This is a genomic window from Pseudomonas sp. B8(2017) (assembly GCF_002113575.1).
Classification (GTDB): domain Bacteria; phylum Pseudomonadota; class Gammaproteobacteria; order Pseudomonadales; family Pseudomonadaceae; genus Aquipseudomonas; species Aquipseudomonas putida_Z.
Genome location: NZ_NEIO01000014.1, coordinates 123287 through 142143, shown reverse-complemented (window position 1 = coordinate 142143; position 18857 = coordinate 123287). Strand labels below are relative to the sequence as shown.

At 65.3% G+C, this 18857-nt stretch carries 15 protein-coding genes; 7 read left to right on the top strand and 8 right to left on the bottom strand.

The window, feature by feature from the left end:
* The first annotated feature begins 520 nt into the window (after positions 1 to 520).
* The gene (locus CAG22_RS19450) at positions 521 to 1825 is read left to right on the top strand and encodes an MFS transporter (protein ID WP_063914168.1); all 1305 of its coding nucleotides are present in this window, start codon (positions 521 to 523) and stop codon (positions 1823 to 1825) included.
* Positions 1826 to 2255: 430 nt separating this feature from the next.
* Here the strand turns inward: CAG22_RS19450 and CAG22_RS19440 are convergent, their stop codons facing one another.
* From CAG22_RS19440 to CAG22_RS19405, 8 genes are all read right to left on the bottom strand, one after another.
* The gene (locus CAG22_RS19440; protein WP_085588593.1) at positions 2256 to 3218 is read right to left on the bottom strand and encodes a D-glycerate dehydrogenase; all 963 of its coding nucleotides are present in this window, start codon (positions 3216 to 3218) and stop codon (positions 2256 to 2258) included.
* Positions 3219 to 3229: 11 nt separating this feature from the next.
* Positions 3230 to 4522: an MFS transporter gene (locus CAG22_RS19435; protein ID WP_085705984.1), complete on the bottom strand. Its 1293-nt coding sequence runs from the start codon at positions 4520 to 4522 to the stop codon at positions 3230 to 3232.
* A 58-nt stretch (positions 4523 to 4580) separates the two neighbouring features.
* On the bottom strand, positions 4581 to 5531 hold the full coding sequence (locus tag CAG22_RS19430) for a sugar kinase (protein ID WP_085692517.1): 951 nt from the start codon (positions 5529 to 5531) through the stop codon (positions 4581 to 4583).
* Positions 5524 to 6312 carry a TIM barrel protein gene (locus tag CAG22_RS19425; protein ID WP_085705983.1) on the bottom strand — a complete coding sequence of 263 codons (789 nt, stop codon included), beginning with the start codon at positions 6310 to 6312 and terminating at the stop codon, positions 5524 to 5526. The genes CAG22_RS19430 and CAG22_RS19425 overlap by 8 nt, the downstream gene beginning before the upstream one ends.
* A 67-nt stretch (positions 6313 to 6379) precedes the next feature.
* Positions 6380 to 7399: a transcriptional regulator PtxS gene (ptxS, locus tag CAG22_RS19420; protein WP_025339278.1), complete on the bottom strand. Its 1020-nt coding sequence runs from the start codon at positions 7397 to 7399 to the stop codon at positions 6380 to 6382.
* Between the two features lie 286 nt (positions 7400 to 7685).
* Positions 7686 to 8930, bottom strand: a complete 1245-nt coding sequence (locus tag CAG22_RS19415) for a cytochrome c (protein ID WP_085705982.1) — start codon at positions 8928 to 8930, stop codon at positions 7686 to 7688.
* Between the two features lie 12 nt (positions 8931 to 8942).
* Positions 8943 to 10727, bottom strand: coding sequence for a GMC family oxidoreductase (locus CAG22_RS19410; protein WP_025339280.1), 1785 nt, complete (start codon positions 10725 to 10727; stop codon positions 8943 to 8945).
* Between the two features lie 3 nt (positions 10728 to 10730).
* Positions 10731 to 11471: a gluconate 2-dehydrogenase subunit 3 family protein gene (locus CAG22_RS19405; protein WP_085664763.1), complete on the bottom strand. Its 741-nt coding sequence runs from the start codon at positions 11469 to 11471 to the stop codon at positions 10731 to 10733.
* 453 nt (positions 11472 to 11924) lie between these two features.
* Here CAG22_RS19405 and CAG22_RS19400 point away from each other — a divergent pair, with 453 nt between their 5' ends.
* From CAG22_RS19400 to CAG22_RS19375, 6 genes are all read left to right on the top strand, one after another.
* Positions 11925 to 13253 (top strand): hypothetical protein, encoded by a 1329-nt coding sequence (locus CAG22_RS19400; protein ID WP_085705981.1) that lies wholly within the window; start codon positions 11925 to 11927, stop codon positions 13251 to 13253.
* Positions 13254 to 13285: 32 nt separating this feature from the next.
* On the top strand, positions 13286 to 15523 hold the full coding sequence (locus tag CAG22_RS19395; RefSeq protein ID WP_085705980.1) for an Ig-like domain-containing protein: 2238 nt from the start codon (positions 13286 to 13288) through the stop codon (positions 15521 to 15523).
* Positions 15524 to 15538: 15 nt separating this feature from the next.
* Positions 15539 to 16012 (top strand): curlin, encoded by a 474-nt coding sequence (locus tag CAG22_RS19390; RefSeq protein ID WP_025339292.1) that lies wholly within the window; start codon positions 15539 to 15541, stop codon positions 16010 to 16012.
* A 16-nt stretch (positions 16013 to 16028) separates the two neighbouring features.
* The gene (locus CAG22_RS19385; protein WP_085705979.1) at positions 16029 to 17474 is read left to right on the top strand and encodes a curlin; all 1446 of its coding nucleotides are present in this window, start codon (positions 16029 to 16031) and stop codon (positions 17472 to 17474) included.
* A 227-nt stretch (positions 17475 to 17701) separates the two neighbouring features.
* Positions 17702 to 18349: a DNA oxidative demethylase AlkB gene (alkB, locus tag CAG22_RS19380; protein ID WP_085705986.1), complete on the top strand. Its 648-nt coding sequence runs from the start codon at positions 17702 to 17704 to the stop codon at positions 18347 to 18349.
* 169 nt (positions 18350 to 18518) lie between these two features.
* Positions 18519 to 18806 carry a hypothetical protein gene (locus CAG22_RS19375; protein ID WP_025339295.1) on the top strand — a complete coding sequence of 96 codons (288 nt, stop codon included), beginning with the start codon at positions 18519 to 18521 and terminating at the stop codon, positions 18804 to 18806.
* Positions 18807 to 18857 lie beyond the last annotated feature (51 nt).

Below are 18857 nucleotides of genomic sequence, written 5' to 3'. Positions count from 1 at the left end.
AGCTGGCCAGAATTGCATTCGCCTTGATGAAGACTCAAGGCGAATACATGAGCAAAGGGGGCAAAAAGCATTGCCCACAACCATAGAATCTCCCACAGGTACAGCGCCAAGCCTTGAGGTATCACCACCATGCGGGAGTAACTGTCTTGTGTTGCCTGTTCTGGCCCCATCGCCGGCAAGCCGGCTCCCACAGGTACTGCACAATGCTTGAGGTCGATGCAGTCGAGGTGGGAGCTGGCTTGCCGGCGATTGGGCCGCAAGGCGGCCCCGGGATGTCCGCCCAAGACGCATTCGTGTCGCCCACAGACTGCGGCGTCTCGTCGCACACCCAAGCCCCTTGGGCAAAACCGCGCAAGCCCGTAGAATCGCGCTTCCTTTTCGCCCGTCGCCTTGAACGGTGGCAACCGGCAGCGTCGCATCCAGCCCAGGCACATCCGTGCAGCCCCTCGGCCCCGTTCGGGTCGAGCCGGTGTGCGCGTCCGAAAAGGCGCTCATTCCGCTCATCCAACTAGAGGTACGTATGTCTCCGCGTTTGCTGGCCATGGCGCTGGCGCCCCTGCTCGGGCTGTTCATCATTGCCCTGGGCAACGGCTTCATGTCTTCCCTTACCACCCTGCGCCTGGGCGCTGCCGGCGAGTCGGCCACCACCATCGGTGTGGTTTCCTCGACCTACTTCATCGGCCTGACCCTGGGTGCCATCTTCAACGACCGGCTGATCCTGCGCATCGGCCATATCCGCGCCTACACCAGCTTCGCCTCGCTGATCGCCGTGACCATCCTGCTGCAAGGCCTGTTCTACGACGTCACGTGGTGGTCGGTGCTGCGCCTGATCAACGGCTGGGCGGCGGTGGGCGTGTTCCTGGTGATCGAAAGCTGGCTGCTGCTGGCCGGTGACGCCAAGATCCGCGGCCGCCTGCTGGCGCTGTACATGATCGCCTTCTACGGCGCCGGGGTCATCGCCCAGGCCGGCCTTGGCGAAATCACCCACATGGGTGACACCGCACCGTTCATGCTGGCCGGCGTGCTCGCCGCCCTGTCGGTACTGCCCATCGTGATCCTACCGCGGGTGTCGCCGCTGCTGGACCAGGTCGAACCGCTCAAGCCACGCCAGTTGCTGGGCGTTGCGCCGTCGGGCCTGGTCGGCTGCTTCGGTTCGGGTGTGGCCATTGCCGGCATCTATGCCTTGCTGCCGCTGTACCTGCAGCGCATCGGCCTGGATGTGGGCGAGGTCGGCAACATGATGGCCTGGGTAATTCTTGGTGCCATGCTGCTGCAATACCCGGTCGGACGCTGGTCCGACCGCAAGGACCGCCAGGATGTGCTGATCGCCCTGGCCGCGCTGTGCGTGCTGCTGTCGCTGGTCACGGTGTTCCTGCCGTCGGATTCGATCCTGCTGCCGGCGATGCTGTTCCTGCTGGGTGGTGGCGTGTTCACCCTGTACCCGGTGGCGGTCAGCCATGCGGCCGACCGGGCGCCATCGGATGCACTGGTGCCGATGATCCAGGGCCTGCTGCTAATCAACTCGCTGGGTTCGGCCATGGCGCCGGTGGCGATTTCGCCGATGATGACCGAGTTTGGCGAGGCCGGGTTGTTCTGGGCCTTTGCCGTGGTCAACCTGGCCATGGTGTGCTTCTTCATGTGGCGCCGTGGCAAGCGCCCGGCGGCAGAGCACCCGGCCCCGTTCACCGCTTCGACCACCTTCTCGCCGACCGGTGCCGAGTTGCGGGTGACCGAAGACCTGATGCATGCGGCGCAGGAGCACCCGCCGCTGGAGCCGGTGGAGAGTGCTGCGCCAGCGCAGGCGCAGCGTTCAGAATCGCATTGACTCCGGGGGCTGCCCTGCAGCCCTTTCGCGACACAAGGCCGCTCCCACAGGGTGCCCACCAGCTGAAGGAATGCGCCGTACCTGTAGGAGCGGGCGCGCCCGCGAACACCGGCGCAGCCGGTGCCATCCACCGCGTCGCCTGCTTCGCGGGTAAACCCGCTCCCACAGGGACTCCACCAGCCGAAGGAATGTGCCGTACCTGTGGGAGCGGGCGCGCCCGCGAACACCGGCGTAGCCGGTGCCATCCACCGCGTCGCCTGCTTCGCGGGCATGCCCGCTCCCACAGGGACCCACCTGCCGAAAGAATGCGCTGTACCTGTGGGAGCGGGTTTACCCGCGAACACCGGCGCAGCCGGTGCCATCCACCGCATTGCCTGCTTCGCGGGCATGCCCGCTCCCACAGGGGCCGCGCAGGTTTGTGGATCTGGCTTTAGCCATTCACCAGGTTGGCCGGGCGCTCACCAGCCAGCGCACTGAGCAGGTTGTCCACCGCACAGCGCGCCATGGCCTGGCGGGTTTCCTCGGTCGCCGAGCCGATATGCGGGGTCGCCACCACGTTGTCCAGCTGCAACAACGGCGACTGCGCCGGCAACGGCTCCTGCACGAATACATCCAGGCCGGCGCCGCGTATGCGCCGGGCACGCAACGCGTCGATCAGCGCCGGCTCATCCACCACGCGCCCGCGGGAAATGTTCACCAGGATTGCCTGCGGCTTCATCAGCGCCAGCTCCCGCGCGCCGATCAGGCCTTCGGTGCTGGCACTCAGCGGCACGGTCAGGCAAACGAAATCCGCCTGCTGCAACAGCTCATCCAGGCTGCATCGGCGCGCCGCATGGCGCGCCTCAACCTCAGGCTTGGCACGCTGACTGTGATACAGCACACGCATGCCGAAGCCGGCCGCGGCACGCCGGGCCAGGGCCTCGCCGATGCGGCCCATGCCGACGATGCCCAGCGTCTTGCCGTGCACATCGCTGCCGAAATGCGCCGGGCCGAGGTTGGCCTGCCAGTTCCCGTCTCGCACCCAGTTCGCCAGCTCCACCACCCGCCTGGCGGTGGCCAGGATCAAGGCAAAGCCCGTGTCGGCGGTGGTTTCGGTAAGCACGTCGGGGGTGTTGGTCAACATCACGCCACGCCGGCTGAGCTCGGCGATGTCGTAGTTGTCCACGCCGACCGAAACGCTGGACACCACTTCAAGCTGTGGCGCCAGGTCGAGCAGGCTGGCGTCCAGGCGCAGGCTGGCCCCCAGCAGCCCGTGCGCCCCCGGCAAGGCATCGCGCAGGCGCGCCAGGCCATCGGGCCCGGAGGTGTCCACCCAGGTCACCTCGACGCGCTCTTGCAGGCGTGCCATCAAGTCGTCGGACAGGCGTTTGTACAGGACGATTCGCTTCTTCATTGCACAGGTTCCTAATGGTTCATGGCCAGGCGCGAGTTGCCGCGCTTGGCCCGGCCGGATGTCTGGGAAGTATTGAGTGCGGCGGTAAGCGCCACTGCGGCCAGCAGCGCACCGCACATGAACAGGTAGGAGGCACCGGGCCCGCCCGTGACGCCATTGAGGTAACCCACCAGCCACGAGCCACCGAACGAGCCCAGCGCGCCCATGCTGTTGATCAGCGCCATGGCACCGCCCGCGACGTTGGCCGGCAGGATCTCGGGCACGATCGCGAAGAACGGGCCATAGGGTGCGTACATGCAGGCGCCGGCGACCACCAGCAACGCGTACGACAGCCAGAAGTGCTCGCTGCCCAGGGCGTACGAGCCATAGAACGCAACGGCGGCGATCAGCAGTGGTGGCCAGACGAAGCGCTTGCGCTTCTGCAGGCGGTCGGACGCCCACGACACACCGACCATGCCCAGCACCGCCGCCAGGTAAGGTACCGACGACAGCCAGCCGGCCTGCACGATGTCGAGGTTGGCCGCCTGCTTGAGGATCGACGGCAACCACAGCACGAAGCCATACACACCGATGCTCCAGCAGAAGTACTGCAGCGAAAGGATGATCACCTGCGGCGAGCGGAACGCCTCGCGGTAGTTCTTCACTGGCTTGATACCTTGCTGCTCGGTAGCCAGCGCCTGTTCCAGGGCGGCCTTTTCCTGCTCGCTCAGCCAGTTCACCTGGGCCGGGCGGTCATCCACCAGGCGCCACCAGAAGAACGCCCAGATGACCGCGGGCAGGCCTTCGATGATGAACATCCAGCGCCAGTCGTAGTGCTTGACCAGGTAGCCCGACACCACCGACATCCACAGGATGGTCACCGGGTTGCCGAGGATCAGGAAGGTATTGGCGCGCGAACGCTCGGCGCGGGTGAACCAGTGGCACAGGTATACCAGCATGGCCGGCATCACCGCCGCCTCCACCACCCCGAGCAGGAAGCGGATGCCGATCAGCATGTAGACGTTGCTGACCACGCCAGTGAGCGTGGCAAGGCCACCCCAGAGGATCAGGCAGACAAAGATCAGCTTCTTCACGCTGCGCTTTTCCGCGTAGATGGCGCCAGGCACCTGGAAGAAGAAGTAACCAAGGAAGAACAGTGCCCCCAGCAGCGAAGACAGTGCGGGGGTGATGTGCAGGTCTTCAGCCATGCCGGAAGCGGCGGCGAACCCGTAGTTGGCGCGGTCCAGGTACGCAAGGCTATAGGTGAAGAACACGATCGGGATGATGTACCACCAGCGGCGAGGTGCCAGGCTTTGGCTTTGCATGGTTCGTTTCTCCTGAGCTTGTTGTTTTTGTTGCAACAGGTGTTTCGTGGTCAAGTGTTCACGCGCTTCTGCGCAGGTCGTGGGCCTGCAGCTCATGGCGCAGCGGCAGCCCTTCCATGTCGCCACGCGATTGCACGGCACGGCTGCCGCACCAGTTGCCACGCGACACTGCCTCGGCTACCGGGTGGCCCTCCAGCAGCGCACTGAGCACGCCGACGGCAAAGGCATCGCCGGCGCCAACGGTGTCCACCACATGGCTGACCGGCACCGGCGCCACCTGGCCTTCGCCCTTGGCGCTGCGGAAGTAGGCACCGGCATCGCCCAGCTTGATCACCACCAGTTCCACCCCTTGGTCGAGGTAGAACGCGGCGATGTCTGCCGGGGTGTGCTGGCCGGTCAGCAAGCGGCCCTCCTCCAGGCCTGGCAGAACCCAGTCGGCCTTGGCCGCCAGGGCATTGACTTCGCGCACCATGCTGCTTTGGTCAGGCCACAGCGAGGGGCGCAGGTTGGGGTCGAACGAGATGCTGCGCCCGGCGGCACGCATGGCGTCCATCAACGCATGCGACAGCGCCCGGCAGCCCTCCGACAGCGCCGGCGGGATGCCGGTGGCGTGCAGGTGGCGGGCCTGCAAAGAGCCCGGGCGCAGCAACGCCGGCGACAGCCGGCTGGCCGCCGAGCCACGGCGGAAGTACTCCACCGCCGGGTCGCTGCCGTCATCGCAGCGGGCCTTGAGCTGGAAGCCGGTGGGGTAGCTGGCATCCACCTCTACGCCGGAGCAGTCCAGGCCTTCGCGGCGCAGGCTGTCGAGCACGAAACGGCCCAGCGAATCGTCGCCTACCCGGCTCAGCCAGCGGACCTTGAAGCCCAGCCGCGCCAGGCCGATGGCCACGTTGCTGTCGGCGCCGGCGATGCGCTTGCCGAACTGGCCGACACTGGCCAGGTCGCCGGCCTGCTCGGCGACGAACATGGCCATGGTCTCGCCGAAACACAGCACGTCATGCTCATGCATGGCTCAGCTCCTCACTCGATACGCCCTGCCCCAGCGCCGCCAGGTCGCGCACCTGGGCACGGGTCAGCGCCAGCAGATCGTCGCTCACCAACGGGTACTCGACAGCACGCACCACGCCGGGGGTGAACTCGGCCATCAGCTCGGCCCACTCCTGCAGGTCCGCAGTCTCTGGCGGGACGGCTACCAGGCGGCCATCGGCCCGGCGCTGCACGGCCTTGCAGTGCACATAGCGCACCCAGCGGCCAAGCTGGCGTGCGGCGTGCCGGGCAGGCTCGCCCTGCCACTGCCAGTTACCGATATCGAAGGTCATGCCCAGGCTCAGCCCGAGTTCGTCGGCGCGCTGGAAAAACTGCTGCAGGGGTTCGATTCGTCCACCTTGCGCGGTCTGGTCGTTCTCCACCAGCAGCAATAGCCCGTGCGCCGGCAACAGCGTCGCCAAGGCCGCGACGTCACAGCCCGCATGGTAGTGGCCCAGGGAAACCTTGAGCGCTACCGCGCCAAGGGCGCGGGCGGTTTCCAGCTTTTGCGCCAATTGCGGGTCAAGCTCGCCTTGTGCGGTCCACAGTTCCAGGGGCGTGGAATACAGGCACTCAAGGCGCAGCGCGGCAATGGCTGCAGCCAGCGCTGCAGTGTCCGGCGCACAAGTGAACAGTTCTTCGCGCAGTTCCACGCGGGTAACGCCAGCGGCAGCCAGCAGGTCAAGGAACTGCTCCTGGCCACGTTGCCGGACAAAGTCGGCACCGTAGCTGGAGAGGCTGATGGAAACGGGGCTCGAGTGCATTGTTGTTGTCCTTATGAAACCGGTTTCATTTTTTGATGACAGCAGGCACGCAGGTGCCTGCCTGTGATTACTGTGGCTGGGTTGAACCTCGGATGATCAGCTCGGCCTTGAAGTCGATGCGCCGGGCTGCCCCGCTGTCGCCGCGCAGGCGGCCAAGCAGGCTCTCGAATGCTGCCACGCCGATACGCTCGGTGGGCTGGGCCAGTGCAGTGATGCCACTGCCGACCAAGGGGTACCAGTCAAGGTCGTCGAGGGCGATCAGCCCGACGTCCGCGAACAGATTGCGCCCCGCTTCGTGCAGGGCACGGGTCACGGCCAGGGTGGCGACACCGTTGAAGGTGAAGATGGCCTGCGGGCCATGGCCGCTGCCGGCGAGGAACGAAGCCAGCTGGTCATCCAGCCCGGCGCCGATTTCCAGCACCTGCTGGCGCATGCCGGGGCGCCGGCTGATCGATGTGCCGAACGCTTGCACCCGCTCCAGCCGCGAGCTGGTGCCATCGAGGCGTTCGGTTACCGCCAAGATGTCGCGGTAGCCTTGCGCCTGCAGGTGGTCCAGGGCCTGCTCGACCGCGTCGGCATTGTCCAGGCCCACCAGGTCGACATTCAGTTCGGGCAACTGGCGGTCGACCAGCACCATGGGGATGTCGCGCTGCAGGTTGAGCAATTCGCCGGGGTGATGGCCAAGCGTGTTCACGATCAGCCCTTCGACGTTGTAGGACTGCAGGGCCACCAGGTGGTGACGCTCCTGCTCGTCGTCGCGGTTGGTGTTGCACACCACCAGGCTGTAGCCGTGCTGGCGGCAGGCAGTTTCCACGCCATGCATCACGGCCACTGAATAGGGGTTGAGGATATCGGCCACCAGCATGCCGATCAGGCGCGTCTGGCCGCGCTTCAGGCCACGGGCCATCTGGTTGGGGCGATAACCGAGGCGCTCGATGACCTCTTCCAGGCGCTTGGCGGTGGCTTCGGCGAGCAACTGCCGGTCACCGCCGATGTAACGGGAGACGGTGGCCTTGGAAACGCCAGCGACACGCGCTACTTCGCTGATGGTGACCCGTTCGCGGGCATGGGCAGGCGCGTCGGTCATGGGCTGTCCTTATGATTGTTGTGATAGCGATGAAACCGGTTTCAATACAGCAAAATCGCACGCGTTCGTCAACATGCCGTTGGTCGGCTTTGCTACAAAAAGGTGTTATACAACATCATAAATATCTAATAAGTCCTTGATATATAGATATATTTCTGTTGACGTCTGTGGGAGCGGGCATGCCCGCGAACACCGGCGAAGCCGGTGCCATCCACCGTGTCGCCTGCTTCGCGGGCGCGCCCGCTCCCACAAGGTAAACCCGGCAAACCTCCGGGCCTGGTTGCAGTCAGCGAAGGGCTTTCACGTCACTGGCGGTGACGGCGTCCCCTTGGTTACCCCAACTGGTGCGAATGAAGTTCACCACCTCGGCAACCTCCTGGTCACTCAGGCGCCAGCCGAACGCCGGCATGGTGAAGTTCGACGGTGCCGCGTGCGTCGCCGGCACTGTGCCCCCCGCCAAGACCACGTGGATCAGCGATGTGGCATCCGCCGTCTGCACCACCGGGTTGCCGGCCAGGGCCGGGAACACGCGGGTATAGCCCTGGCCATCGGTACGGTGGCAGGCCGCGCAGTTGTCGATGTACACCGCCGCCCCGGGCTTGCTGTCGTCGCCCTTCCACAGCGCATCCGCCACCTGTTTGTCGTACACGTGCGGCTGGTCGTCAGGGTTGCTCGGCGGCAACGTCTTCAGGTAGCGGGCGATAGCGGTCAGGTCGGCGTCGCTCATGTGTTGCATGCTGTGCTCGACCACGTCGCTCATGCCACCGAACACGGCGCTGCGGTCGCTACGGCCAGTCTTGAGAAACTGCACCAGCTGCTCTTCGCTCCAGCTACCCAGGCCGTCCTTGTGGTCGCCACGCAGGTTCTTGGCAATCCAGCCTTCCAGCGGTGCACTGCCAGCCAGGAACTGCTCGCCATCCTGTGGGCTCAGTGCCTTTTCCTGCATGGTCAGCGCCCGCGGCGTATGGCACGCGCCACAGTGCCCCAGGCCCTCGACCAGGTAGGCACCGCGGTTGACCACCGGGTCGGCCGCCGCCGATGCCTGCCAGGGCTTGGCCTCTGGCGCGAACAACCCGCGCCAGACCGCCAGCGGCCAGCGCATGCTCAGCGGCCAGGGGATGTCGGTGGCCTTGTTCCGCTGCTCGACCGGCTCCACGCCCTTCATGAAGTAGGCATACAGCGCCTGCATGTCCTGCTCGCTGACGCGCGCATAGGACGGGTATGGCATGGCCGGATACAGGGTGCTGCCGTCCTTGCCGATGCCCTTGCGCACCGCCTGGTCGAAGTCTTCGAAGCTGTACTGGCCGATACCACTGGCCGCCGGGGTGATGTTGGTGGAGTACACCGTGCCGATCGGTGTCTCCATCGGCAGCCCACCGGCGAACGGCTTGCCGCCCTTGGCGGTATGGCAGGCGACGCAGTCGCCGGCGCGGGCCAGGTACTCGCCCTGGCGCACCTGCGCATCGTCATTCGGCGCAGCCTGTGCAGCCACGCTGGCACCCAGCAGGGTTGCGATCAACATTGTCTTCATGCGCATCGCTCCTCAAGCCTGGACCAGCGGGCCAGGGTTTTTCAGGTACTGCTCGCGGATGGCGCGGGCCGACCAATAGGTCAGCGCAGCCACCAGCCCGGTCGGGTTGTAGCCCAGCCCCTGGGGGAACGCCGAAGCCCCCGGAACGAACACGTTGTGCACGTCCCAGCTTTGCAGGTAGCGGTTCAACGCACTGGTTTTCGGGTCGGTGCCCATGATCGCGCCGCCGTTCAGGTGGGTGGTCTGGTAGCTGGCGGTGTTGAAGTGGTCCTTGACCTTCTTGCCCAGCACGGCAATGGTCTTGGGGTTCATCGCCTGGGCGATCTTGCTCAGCTTGTCGACCATGAACTGGTTCATCCTGATGTCGTTTTCCTGCCAGTCGAAGGTCATGCGCAGCAGCGGCTGGCCGTAGGCGTCGCGGTAGGTCGGGTCGAGGTCCAGGTAGTTGCCACGGTAGGACTGGTGGGCGCCGTGGGCGTCCATCGACACCTGGTGGGTGTAGTAATCGGCGGTGGCCTTCTTCCAGGCGCTGCCCCAGGCCGGTGTGCCAGGCGGAGTCGCGCCGCCGGCAATCGGCCGTGTGCCGGCCTGGTTCACCCACATCGGCGAGCCACCGACGAAGCCGTGCGGGCCATGGTCGAAGTTGTCGGCGTTGAAGTCATCAATGGCAATGCCGTTGCCACCGGCGCCGATGAAGTTGTTGGTGTAGGTGTCCTTGTCGAAGAACGCCTTGACCGTGCCCATGTTCTGGTAGGCGAAGTTACGCCCGACCACGCCTTCGTTCTTGATGGGGTCGTACGGTTTGCCGATGCCGGACAGCAGCATCAGGCGCACGTTGTTGAACTGGAACGCCGCCAGGATCACCAGGTCCGCCGGCTGCTCCACTTCCCGCCCCTGGGCGTCGATGTAGGTGACGCCGGTGGCCTTGCGCTTGCTGTCGTCCAGGTTCACCCGCAGCACATGGGCGTTGGGCCGCAATTCGAAGTTCGGCACCTGGCGCAGCGCCGGCAGGATGTTCACGTTGGGCGAGGCCTTGGAGTACATGTAGCACACGTAGCCGCTGCAGAAACCGCAGAAGTTGCACGGCCCCATCTGCGCCCCGTACGGGTTGGTGTACGAGCCGGAGGTGTTGGCCGAGGGCAGGTTGTAGGGCTTGTAGCCCAGGCTGGCCGCCGCCTTTTCGAACAGCCTGGCCGACACCACGTTTTTCTGCGAAGGCAGCGGGAACGGGCTGGAACGGTCCGGCGCATAGGGGTTGCCGCCCTTCCCTTCGCCAACGACCTGGCCGTTGACGGTCCAGGCCTGGCCAGAGGTACCGAATACCTTTTCGGCAAAGTCGAAGTGCGGTTCCAGTTCTTCGTAACTGACCCCGAAGTCCTGGATCGTCATGTCTTCGGGGATGAACTTGCGCCCGTAGCGTTCTTCGTAGTGGCTGCGCATGCGCAGCTCCATCGGGTCTACCCGGAAGTGCACGCCAGACCAGTGCAGGCCTGCGCCACCTACACCTTTGCCCGGCAGGAAGGCACCGAGCTGGCGATTGGGCAGTGCCACGTCGTTCATGCCATGGCGGATGGTGACGGTCTCTTTCGACACATCGACGAACAGCTTCTTGCGCACGCTGTAGGTCAGCTCGTCGATCACCTGCGGGTAGCTGCCTTCCGGGTAGGTGTCCTGCATCGGCCCCCGCTCCAGGGCCACCACCTGCAGCCCGGCCTCGGTCAGTTCCTTGGCCATGATCGCGCCGGCCCAGCCAAAGCCCACGATTACCGCATCCACTTTCTTCATCACGGTCGCCATGCCTCAGGCCCTCTCGCCACGGATCGAAACAGCCGGGAACGGGTAAGGCTCGTTGCGCTCGACCCAATCCATGAAATCGGCGCGGGCGCCGGGGAAGCCGATCTGGGTCCAGCCGACCATGCCTTTGTTGCCGCCATGGATCGGGTCGCAGAAGAACCCTTCACGGGTGTTCTGCACCAGCAAGCTGAAGAACACCTTGGCCGGCACGGTGTCGAAAACCAGCTCTCCAGCCTCGACCTTGCTGAGAACGTGGTCTCGGGTAGCGCTATCTTGCGCAGCAAAAACTTGCCCTGAATTGGCCTTGCACCAGCCGTCCACGGCGGCGATGCCCAGGCGGTAGATCTGTTGCGGGCTGAGTTGCAGCTGGTAACCCAGTTCGGGCGCGGCGTCGGCCTTGAACGGGCCCTGCATGTACCACTGCGCGCCGGTTGCGTAGGGGGTGTTCATCTGCCGGTCGATGAATTCGGCAGCGCCGGCTTCAAGTGCACCAGGACCAAGCTCGTCGGCCGGGATGATGCGCGAGACGGCGGCCTGCACGAAGGCCCACTCCTCGGCAGTGAAGAACGTCGGCTGGTAGTTGCCCGCTGGCGGTGTGGCCGGCACTTTTGGCTCGTGTTGCGGGGCCGCAAGCAGCTGACTGGCACCCACGCCAAGCCCTGTGCTGGCCACGGTGACCACAGGGATCAAGGTCAAGGTCTTGCGCAGAAAGTCCCTGCGCGGGTTGTCTGGGGCATGGTCAGGCATTGCGAATCCTCATTGGCTGTGTGCGGCCTTGAAAAGCGCCATCTGATTTTCAATAGGGGGGGGTGGTCTTGATAGGCCATCAAGAAAACAGCCGAATAATTTAGCGTGTTCAGAAATGTTTTGAAACCGGTTTCAGGCTCGATTTCAAAGGGGCCGTCCGGACGTTGCACCAGGCCTGTCTGCCTTGCGGGCTACACACGCATTCGCGGGCAAGGCCGCGCCCACAGGGCCGCGTTCACGCAAATGTCACGAATGGGTCGGCACGACCTGCCCCACTCCCCAACCTTGGGGGCACGGTGCCCAACGACAAACGCCTACCAATACCGTTGAAAAGGAATTGGATCCCTTGCCCTGCAAGGGCTACAGCACATTTTTTCCGGCTTGGCACGCCTATTGCCGATCTCCTGCCAGACGCCCCAAGTCCATGGGCCCGTTTGCAGGAGGAAATGACTCATGCACCGACCGATACCCCACCCGCTGGCAGTGGCGATTTTCGCCGGCATGCTCCAGCTCCCGGCGCAGGCTGCCTTGAACGCTGTCGATCCAGGCGCCTATGTGCCCGCCAACGGCGGCTTCCCCGCCTGGTACCAGGACAGCCACGGTCGTACCCTCGACCTGTGCCTGACCAAGGCAGTCAGCTCGCGGGTACCTGGCGCGCCCGGCGCACCGTCGTACATGTGCACGCTGCTGCCTACCCCCGGCGTGTTCGACGATACCCAACCCATCGTCTTCCCCACCAACTTCCCTGACGAGGCGTTCTGGTTCACCGCCGACGCCGCCATCGTCGACGCCACTCGCGGCATCGATCTCAGCTACGGCACCGCGATCGAAGCGGCATTCGCCGCCGAAGAACCGGTCGACGGCGACCAGGTCAGCTTCGCCCGGGTGCGTATCCGGGTCGACGTGCCAACCGCCGGCACCTACGTGGTCACCCACCCGTATGGCGTCGAAGTGTTCGACGTACCTGCGGCCGGGCGCCGGGCGATCAACATGACCCGCGACATCGGCATTGCCGGCGCAGGTGATTTCACCGGTGCCCTGAAAGGCGATGTCGGGCCGTTCCTGCGCAGTGTCAACGGCCCCTACACCGAAGGCAGCGAGCGTTTCATCGGCGACCCGAACCTGGAAGAACGGGTGACCGGCAGCCCGTTCAACACCAACTACGTGCGCATCGAAGGCCCCGGCGGCATCGACCTGCGCACCGAGCTGTTCGCGGTTTCGGGCAAGCTTTCCGCAGTGGCCCTGCCAACCCCGCTGATGCCGCAACGCACTACCTACTCGCGGCATACCGAGAACGGCGACCTGCGCGCCCAGCAGGACATCTTCGTGATGGCCCCGCCGCCACCGGCCAGCGTCACCCTGACCAGCCAGACACCCAACCTGAACCTCACCGAGGCCAACGGTACCGGCGCCTGGTACGCCCAGTCGGTGCTCGACCCGGCCGCCGGGACGATCCTGACGCTGACCGCCGACAACAGCGTGGCGATCCCCACCAGCAGCCTGACCACCGCCAACGTGCCGCTGACCGACCTGGTCACCATCACCCAGGCCCAGTACCGCCTGTCCACCGGCGAGCTGACCCTGGTGGCCAGCACCAGCGACGAAACCACGCCGCCAGTGCTCACCGCACATACCGGCAACGGCGCGCTGATCGGCAACCTGAGCGGCACGGGCGCCGTGAAAACGCTGAGCACCAACCTGTCGCCGATCCCGCCGGCCAAGGTGCAGGTCACCAGTGCCAATGGCGGTAGCGACACCGAAGACGTGGTGCTGGTGCCATGAACAGACAAAGGCTCAGCCTTCAAGGAGGCAGCATGAACACTTGGTCGCGCCGTGCGCTGTTGGCCGCCGGTTTCTCCCTTACCGTTACCAGCGCCGCGTTTGCCGCGCTGTCCGATGTCGACCCGGGGCCCTACACCTTCGCCACCGGTGGCTATCCGATGTGGTACAAGGACAGCCTCGACCAGTCCCTGGAGCTGTGCCAGTCCCGTGCCACCAGTACGCGAGCACCCGGCGCGCCAGGGGCACCCGCCTACATGTGTACCTTGTTGCCCGAGCCCGGCATCTATGACGATGCCCTGCCGTTGGTGTTCCCGGACAACTGGCCGCCAGAGATGTTCTGGTTCCTGGCTGAAACCGACATTCCGCAGGTCGGCAACAGCGGCTACGAGCTGGAGGTCTATGTAGCCGGGGTGGAGGCAGCCTTCGCCGCCGAAAACCCGGTCGATGGTGACCAGCAAAGCTTCGCCCGGATCCGCATCCGTGCTTCGGTCCCAAGTACCGGTACCTACACCATCACCCACCCTTACGGGGTGGAGACGGTCAACGTCACCACGGCTGGGCGCCGCGCGATCAACATCACCCGGGACATAGGCATTGGTGCTCCTGGCAACTTCCGGGGAGCGCTGGCGGGGGCGATCGGCCCTTGGCTGAAGGGTGTTGGCGGGCCTTACACCGCGGTCAACCCCGATACCGGCGCCATCGAAACCTACATCGGCGACCCCAACATCACCGAGGCGGTGACCGGCAGCCCCTTCAATACCAACTTCGTGCGCATTCAAGGCCCCGCTGGCACCATCCAGACCAACACCTTCACTGTTTCAGGCAAAGTACTGGACCAACGGGCCCAGACCCCGGTCAGCCTGGAACGCGCCACCTACTCGCGCAATGCCACCGGCACCCGCACGGAAGTGTTCGCCAAGGCGCCCAGCGCAGCCAACCTGTGCATGCGCAATGGCATCGCCCTGGTCGGCACCCCGCCTTCGCCGTGCCAGTACACCCTCACCGCCGACAACAACGGGCTGTTCTTCCACCAGCAGTTCGGCCAGGAGGCACCGCCTGCAGTGGTGGTGGTCACCGCCAGCAACAGCGCCGGCGGCACACAGCCGACCGCGCTGTCGAGCAAGCTCACCGACGTGGTCAAGGTCAGCACCGCACGCTACGACTGGGCCAACAAGCGCCTGCTGATCGAGGCCAGTTCCAGTGATGAGGTGGCGATCCCCGACCTGCTCGCCCAGGGCTACGGTCGCCTGTCCAAGGCAGGCACGCTGCAGAGCCTGACCGTCAACGACGTACCGCAGCCACCGGCCACCATCACGGTCAAGTCGGCACGTGGCGGCAGCGATGTCGAACCGGTGGTCGTGGTCGGCAACGCACCGGTCGAGGCGGCCAACCAGCCACCGCTGGCCCAGGCCGATATCGGCAGCACCAGCGTCGGTATCCCGATCACCCTCAACCTGCTGCAGAACGACAGCGACCCGGACGGCAACGTGCCGCTGACCATCAGCGACCTGACCCAGCCCGGTACCGGCCTTGGCGGCGTGGTGATGAACGGCACCACCTCGGTCACCTACACCCCGCCAGCCGGGGCCACGCAACCCGTGGTGGCCACCTTCAGCTACCGGGCGGTGGACGCCAAGGGCCTGAAGTCGGCACCGGCTACTGTCACCATCAACGTAGCGCCCAACCGGGCACCAACCGCCAACCCGGAAACCGTCGCCACCCTGGGCGTGCCATTGACCATCAACGTGCTGGCCAACGACACCGATCCGGAAGGCAACGTGCCGCTGACTGTCCCCGCTACCTCCCTCACCCAGCCGGCTACCGGTCGGGGCACGGTCAGCACCGACGGCACCACGGTGACCTACACCCCACCGGCCACGGTGACCACCGCCTTCACCACCACCTTCACCTACCAGGCGCGTGACTCGCTGGGGGCGCTGTCCAACCCCACCACCGTCACCGTCAACGTGTCGCCACGGCCCGCCGCCGAAACCTTCACGGTCACGGCTGCCACGGTCACGGCACGCTCCAACAACCGTTACAACTGGGACCTCAGCGGTACCTCGTCGGTCACCACCGGCAACACCGTCACCGTGCGGGTTACCACCACTACCGGCGTGCAGACCCTTGGCACCGCCACGGTAGCGCTGACCGGCCGCTGGCGCCTGGCGGTGAGCAATAGCACCACGATCATCCCGACTGCGGCACCGACGGCGACGATCACCACCAGCCAAGGCACCACACGCACCGTCAACGTAACCGTGCAGTAAAGGCCGGAGGTTGCAATGAAACGCCTGTACCCCCTGCTGCTCGGCCTGGCCCTGGTGGGCCAGGCCTGCTGGGCCGACGACCTGCTGGACAATGCCGACCTCGCGCCCGGCAACGACCTCGGCGACCCGGTGATCATCCGCCTGCTGCCGGCCGGCGCCGGCCAGGCTGCGGTGATCGAGCAGCAAGGCGCGGGCAACCGCGCTGCACTCGACCAGAACGGCCAAGCCCTGCTGGGCCGCATCGTCCAGGCCGGTGGCGCGCAGGAAGCGTACATCTTGCAGGAAGGTAGTGACCTGATGGCGATCATCAGCCAACAGGGAAATGGCAACAGCGCGTCGATCCGCCAGAGCGGCAGCAGCAACAGCGCGGCCATCGAGCAGATCGGCAACGACAACAGCGCCAGCATCGTGCAGTCCGGCACAGGCCTCAACAGCTCCGTGACCCAGGCCGGCAATGGCCAGCACGTTCAGATCACCCAATACCGATAGCCCTGGAGGCACCCCCATGTACAAGCTCGCTCCGTTAAGTGCCGCTATCGTCCTGGCCCTTGCAGGTCAGGCCATGGCTGCTGACAGCACCTCGTCCCAGACCCAGGACGGCAAGGAAAACATCGCCGAAGTCAGCCAGTCCCTGGCGCCATTCGCCTCGGCCACCCAGACCCAGACCGGCAAGGGCAACAACCACCTGGCGGTGCAATCAGATAGCACCAGCAATATCCAGCAGAGCGCCAACGGCCAGTACAACGCCGGCTACGCCGACCAACTGTTCGAGAACGGCAGCCAGATCACCCAGCACGCCAGCGGCAGCTACAACGATGCCTTCGTCAGCCAGTCGCTGGGCCTGGGCAACCAGTCGCTGCAAACCCAGCAAGGCGCCGAAAACACCTCGACCGTGTGGCAGGACAGCCAGGAAGGCAGCAAGGCCACCACCTGGCAATCCGGCCAGCGCAACGAGGCCTTCATCGAGCAGACCTTTGGTGGCAGCAACAACAGCAGCAGCATCAACCAGACCGGCCAGGACAACTACGCCGCCGCCGAGCACCTGGGCTACGTCGATGGCGATATCCAGGTCTATCAGGATGGCAAAGGCAACTGGGCGTATGGCGACCAGCGCGACGGCACCGGCGGCACCATCGGCATAGGCCAGTACGGTGGCGGCAACTCGGTGGAAGTGTGGCAGGACAACCAGACTGCCAGCCAGGCATCGGTAACCCAGTCCGGCCAGCTGAACGAAGGCTATATCGACCAGAGCTTCGGCATGAACAACAAGGTCAGCCTGTCGCAACAGGGCACGGCCAACGCCAGCTGGTCGGACCAGTTCGAGACCAACAACTCGACCACCACCATCACCCAGACCGGTAGCAACAACCTGCATTTCACCTACCAGAACGGTGAAAACCTCAACCTGACCATCAACACCAAGGGCAATGGCAACAGCGTCACTGCCAGCAACTGGAAAGGCGCCAAGATGGGCGGCCAGTTCGGTACCAACCAGAACGCCACCATCAACCAGAACGGCAATGGCAACGGCGCCAACCTGACCCAGAACGGTGACAACCAGCTGGCCACGCTGACCCAGAAAGGCACCGGCAACCAGATGGAGACCAAGCAGGCCGACATGAACAACGAGCTGTACTTCGAACAGAACGGCACTGACAACATCCTGATCGCCGACCAGCGTGGCACCGAAAACTATGCCTACGGCAACAGCCAGGGCACCGGCAACGTCATCAACCTGGACCAGTCCGGCTACAGCAACCAGAGCTACACCAACCAGCTGTACGGTGGCGGCAACGAAGCCACCATCAAGCAGGTTGACAGTTACAACGTCGCCTACGTGACCCAGGGAGGCCAGGGCAACAAGGCGTACGTCGACCAGAGCGGTGTCACCCAGACCGCGACCATCAGCCAGCTGGGCAGCGCGAACGTGGCCACCGTGACCCAGCAGTAGATCGCTCCCCCCTTGGACCGCGGTGCTCCTCTCCCTGGTGCCGCGGTTCCTTTTTATTCCTGTCAGAACCTCTTTTTCTTGCCGACCTGTTCGCGGGCACGCCCGCTCCCACAGGTGCTCCACCGCCGTCAGAGCCTGCGCCCCCCTGTGGGAGCGGGCATGCCCGCGAATAGGCCAAGCCTGCCAAGCGCATTACAATGGTCCACACCCCAACCGATGCCTGCCCCATGATCCAGTCCGACCTCGACCTGTTCGGCCCCCAGCCGCAACGCCTGGCCAGCGACACCGTGCTGCTGCCCGGCTTCGCCCTGGCCGAGATCGAGCCTCTGCTCGATGCCCTGCGCCCGGTGCTGCGTGCCGCGCCGTTCCGGCACATGCAAACCCCGGGCGGCCTGCGCATGGCGGTAGGGTTGACCAACTGCGGCACGCTGGGTTGGGTCAGTGACGAACACGGCTACCGCTACAGCCCCTGCGACCCGCTCAGCGGCAAACCCTGGCCCGCCCTGCCCCCCGTGTTGCTCGAGCTGGCCAACCGCGCCGCAGCCATGGCCGGGTTCGACGGCTTCGTGCCGGATGCCTGCCTGGTCAACCATTACCTGCCGGGCGCCCGCCTGAGCCTGCACCAGGACCGCGACGAGCAGGACTTCGGCCAACCGATCGTGTCGGTGTCGCTGGGCTTGCCGGCGGTGTTCCTGTTCGGTGGCCTGCAGCGCGCCGACAAAACCCAGCGCATCCCACTGAGCCATGGCGATGTGCTGGTCTGGGGTGGCGAGGACCGCTTGCGCTTTCACGGCGTGCTCCCGATCAAGCCCGGCGTGCATCCGCGCCTGGGTGAACGGCGGATCAACCTGACCTTGCGCAAGGCCGGTGGCTGAATCGGACCAACGGCCCGCCACCCGGCGCAAACAGGATGAACGCGCATGAAACACGTTGAACATCTTGGCCAGGCAAGCTTCAAACGATATGCCATGCCCTCTTCAGCCTGGAGCCCGCCATGCCCTGCCAGCCCTGTTCCCCAACCCCTCACAGCGGAGCCGCGCGCCCATGAAAATGCCCTGCCGCGCGCCCAACGCCTCACTGCAACTCGATTACGTACGCGACACCCTGTTCGGCCCGGTGGCACAAAGCGTGGAATGCCAGTGCCAACTCGCCGCCCTCAACCTGCAAGGCCGCCCGGGCCTGCGCCTGCACATCTGCCCGCCGCTGCCCGACAAGGTCGACCGCGCTCACAGCGTGGCCTTCGTCTGGGACGGGCGCAGCTACCACGGTGTGGTCCGCGACCAGGGCAAGTGCGGTGATGGCGGCCTCAACCTGCTGCTGGAACTGCTGTAAGACGATCAACGGCGATCAACCCGGCTGAACCCACGGGGCGCGGCACGTCTC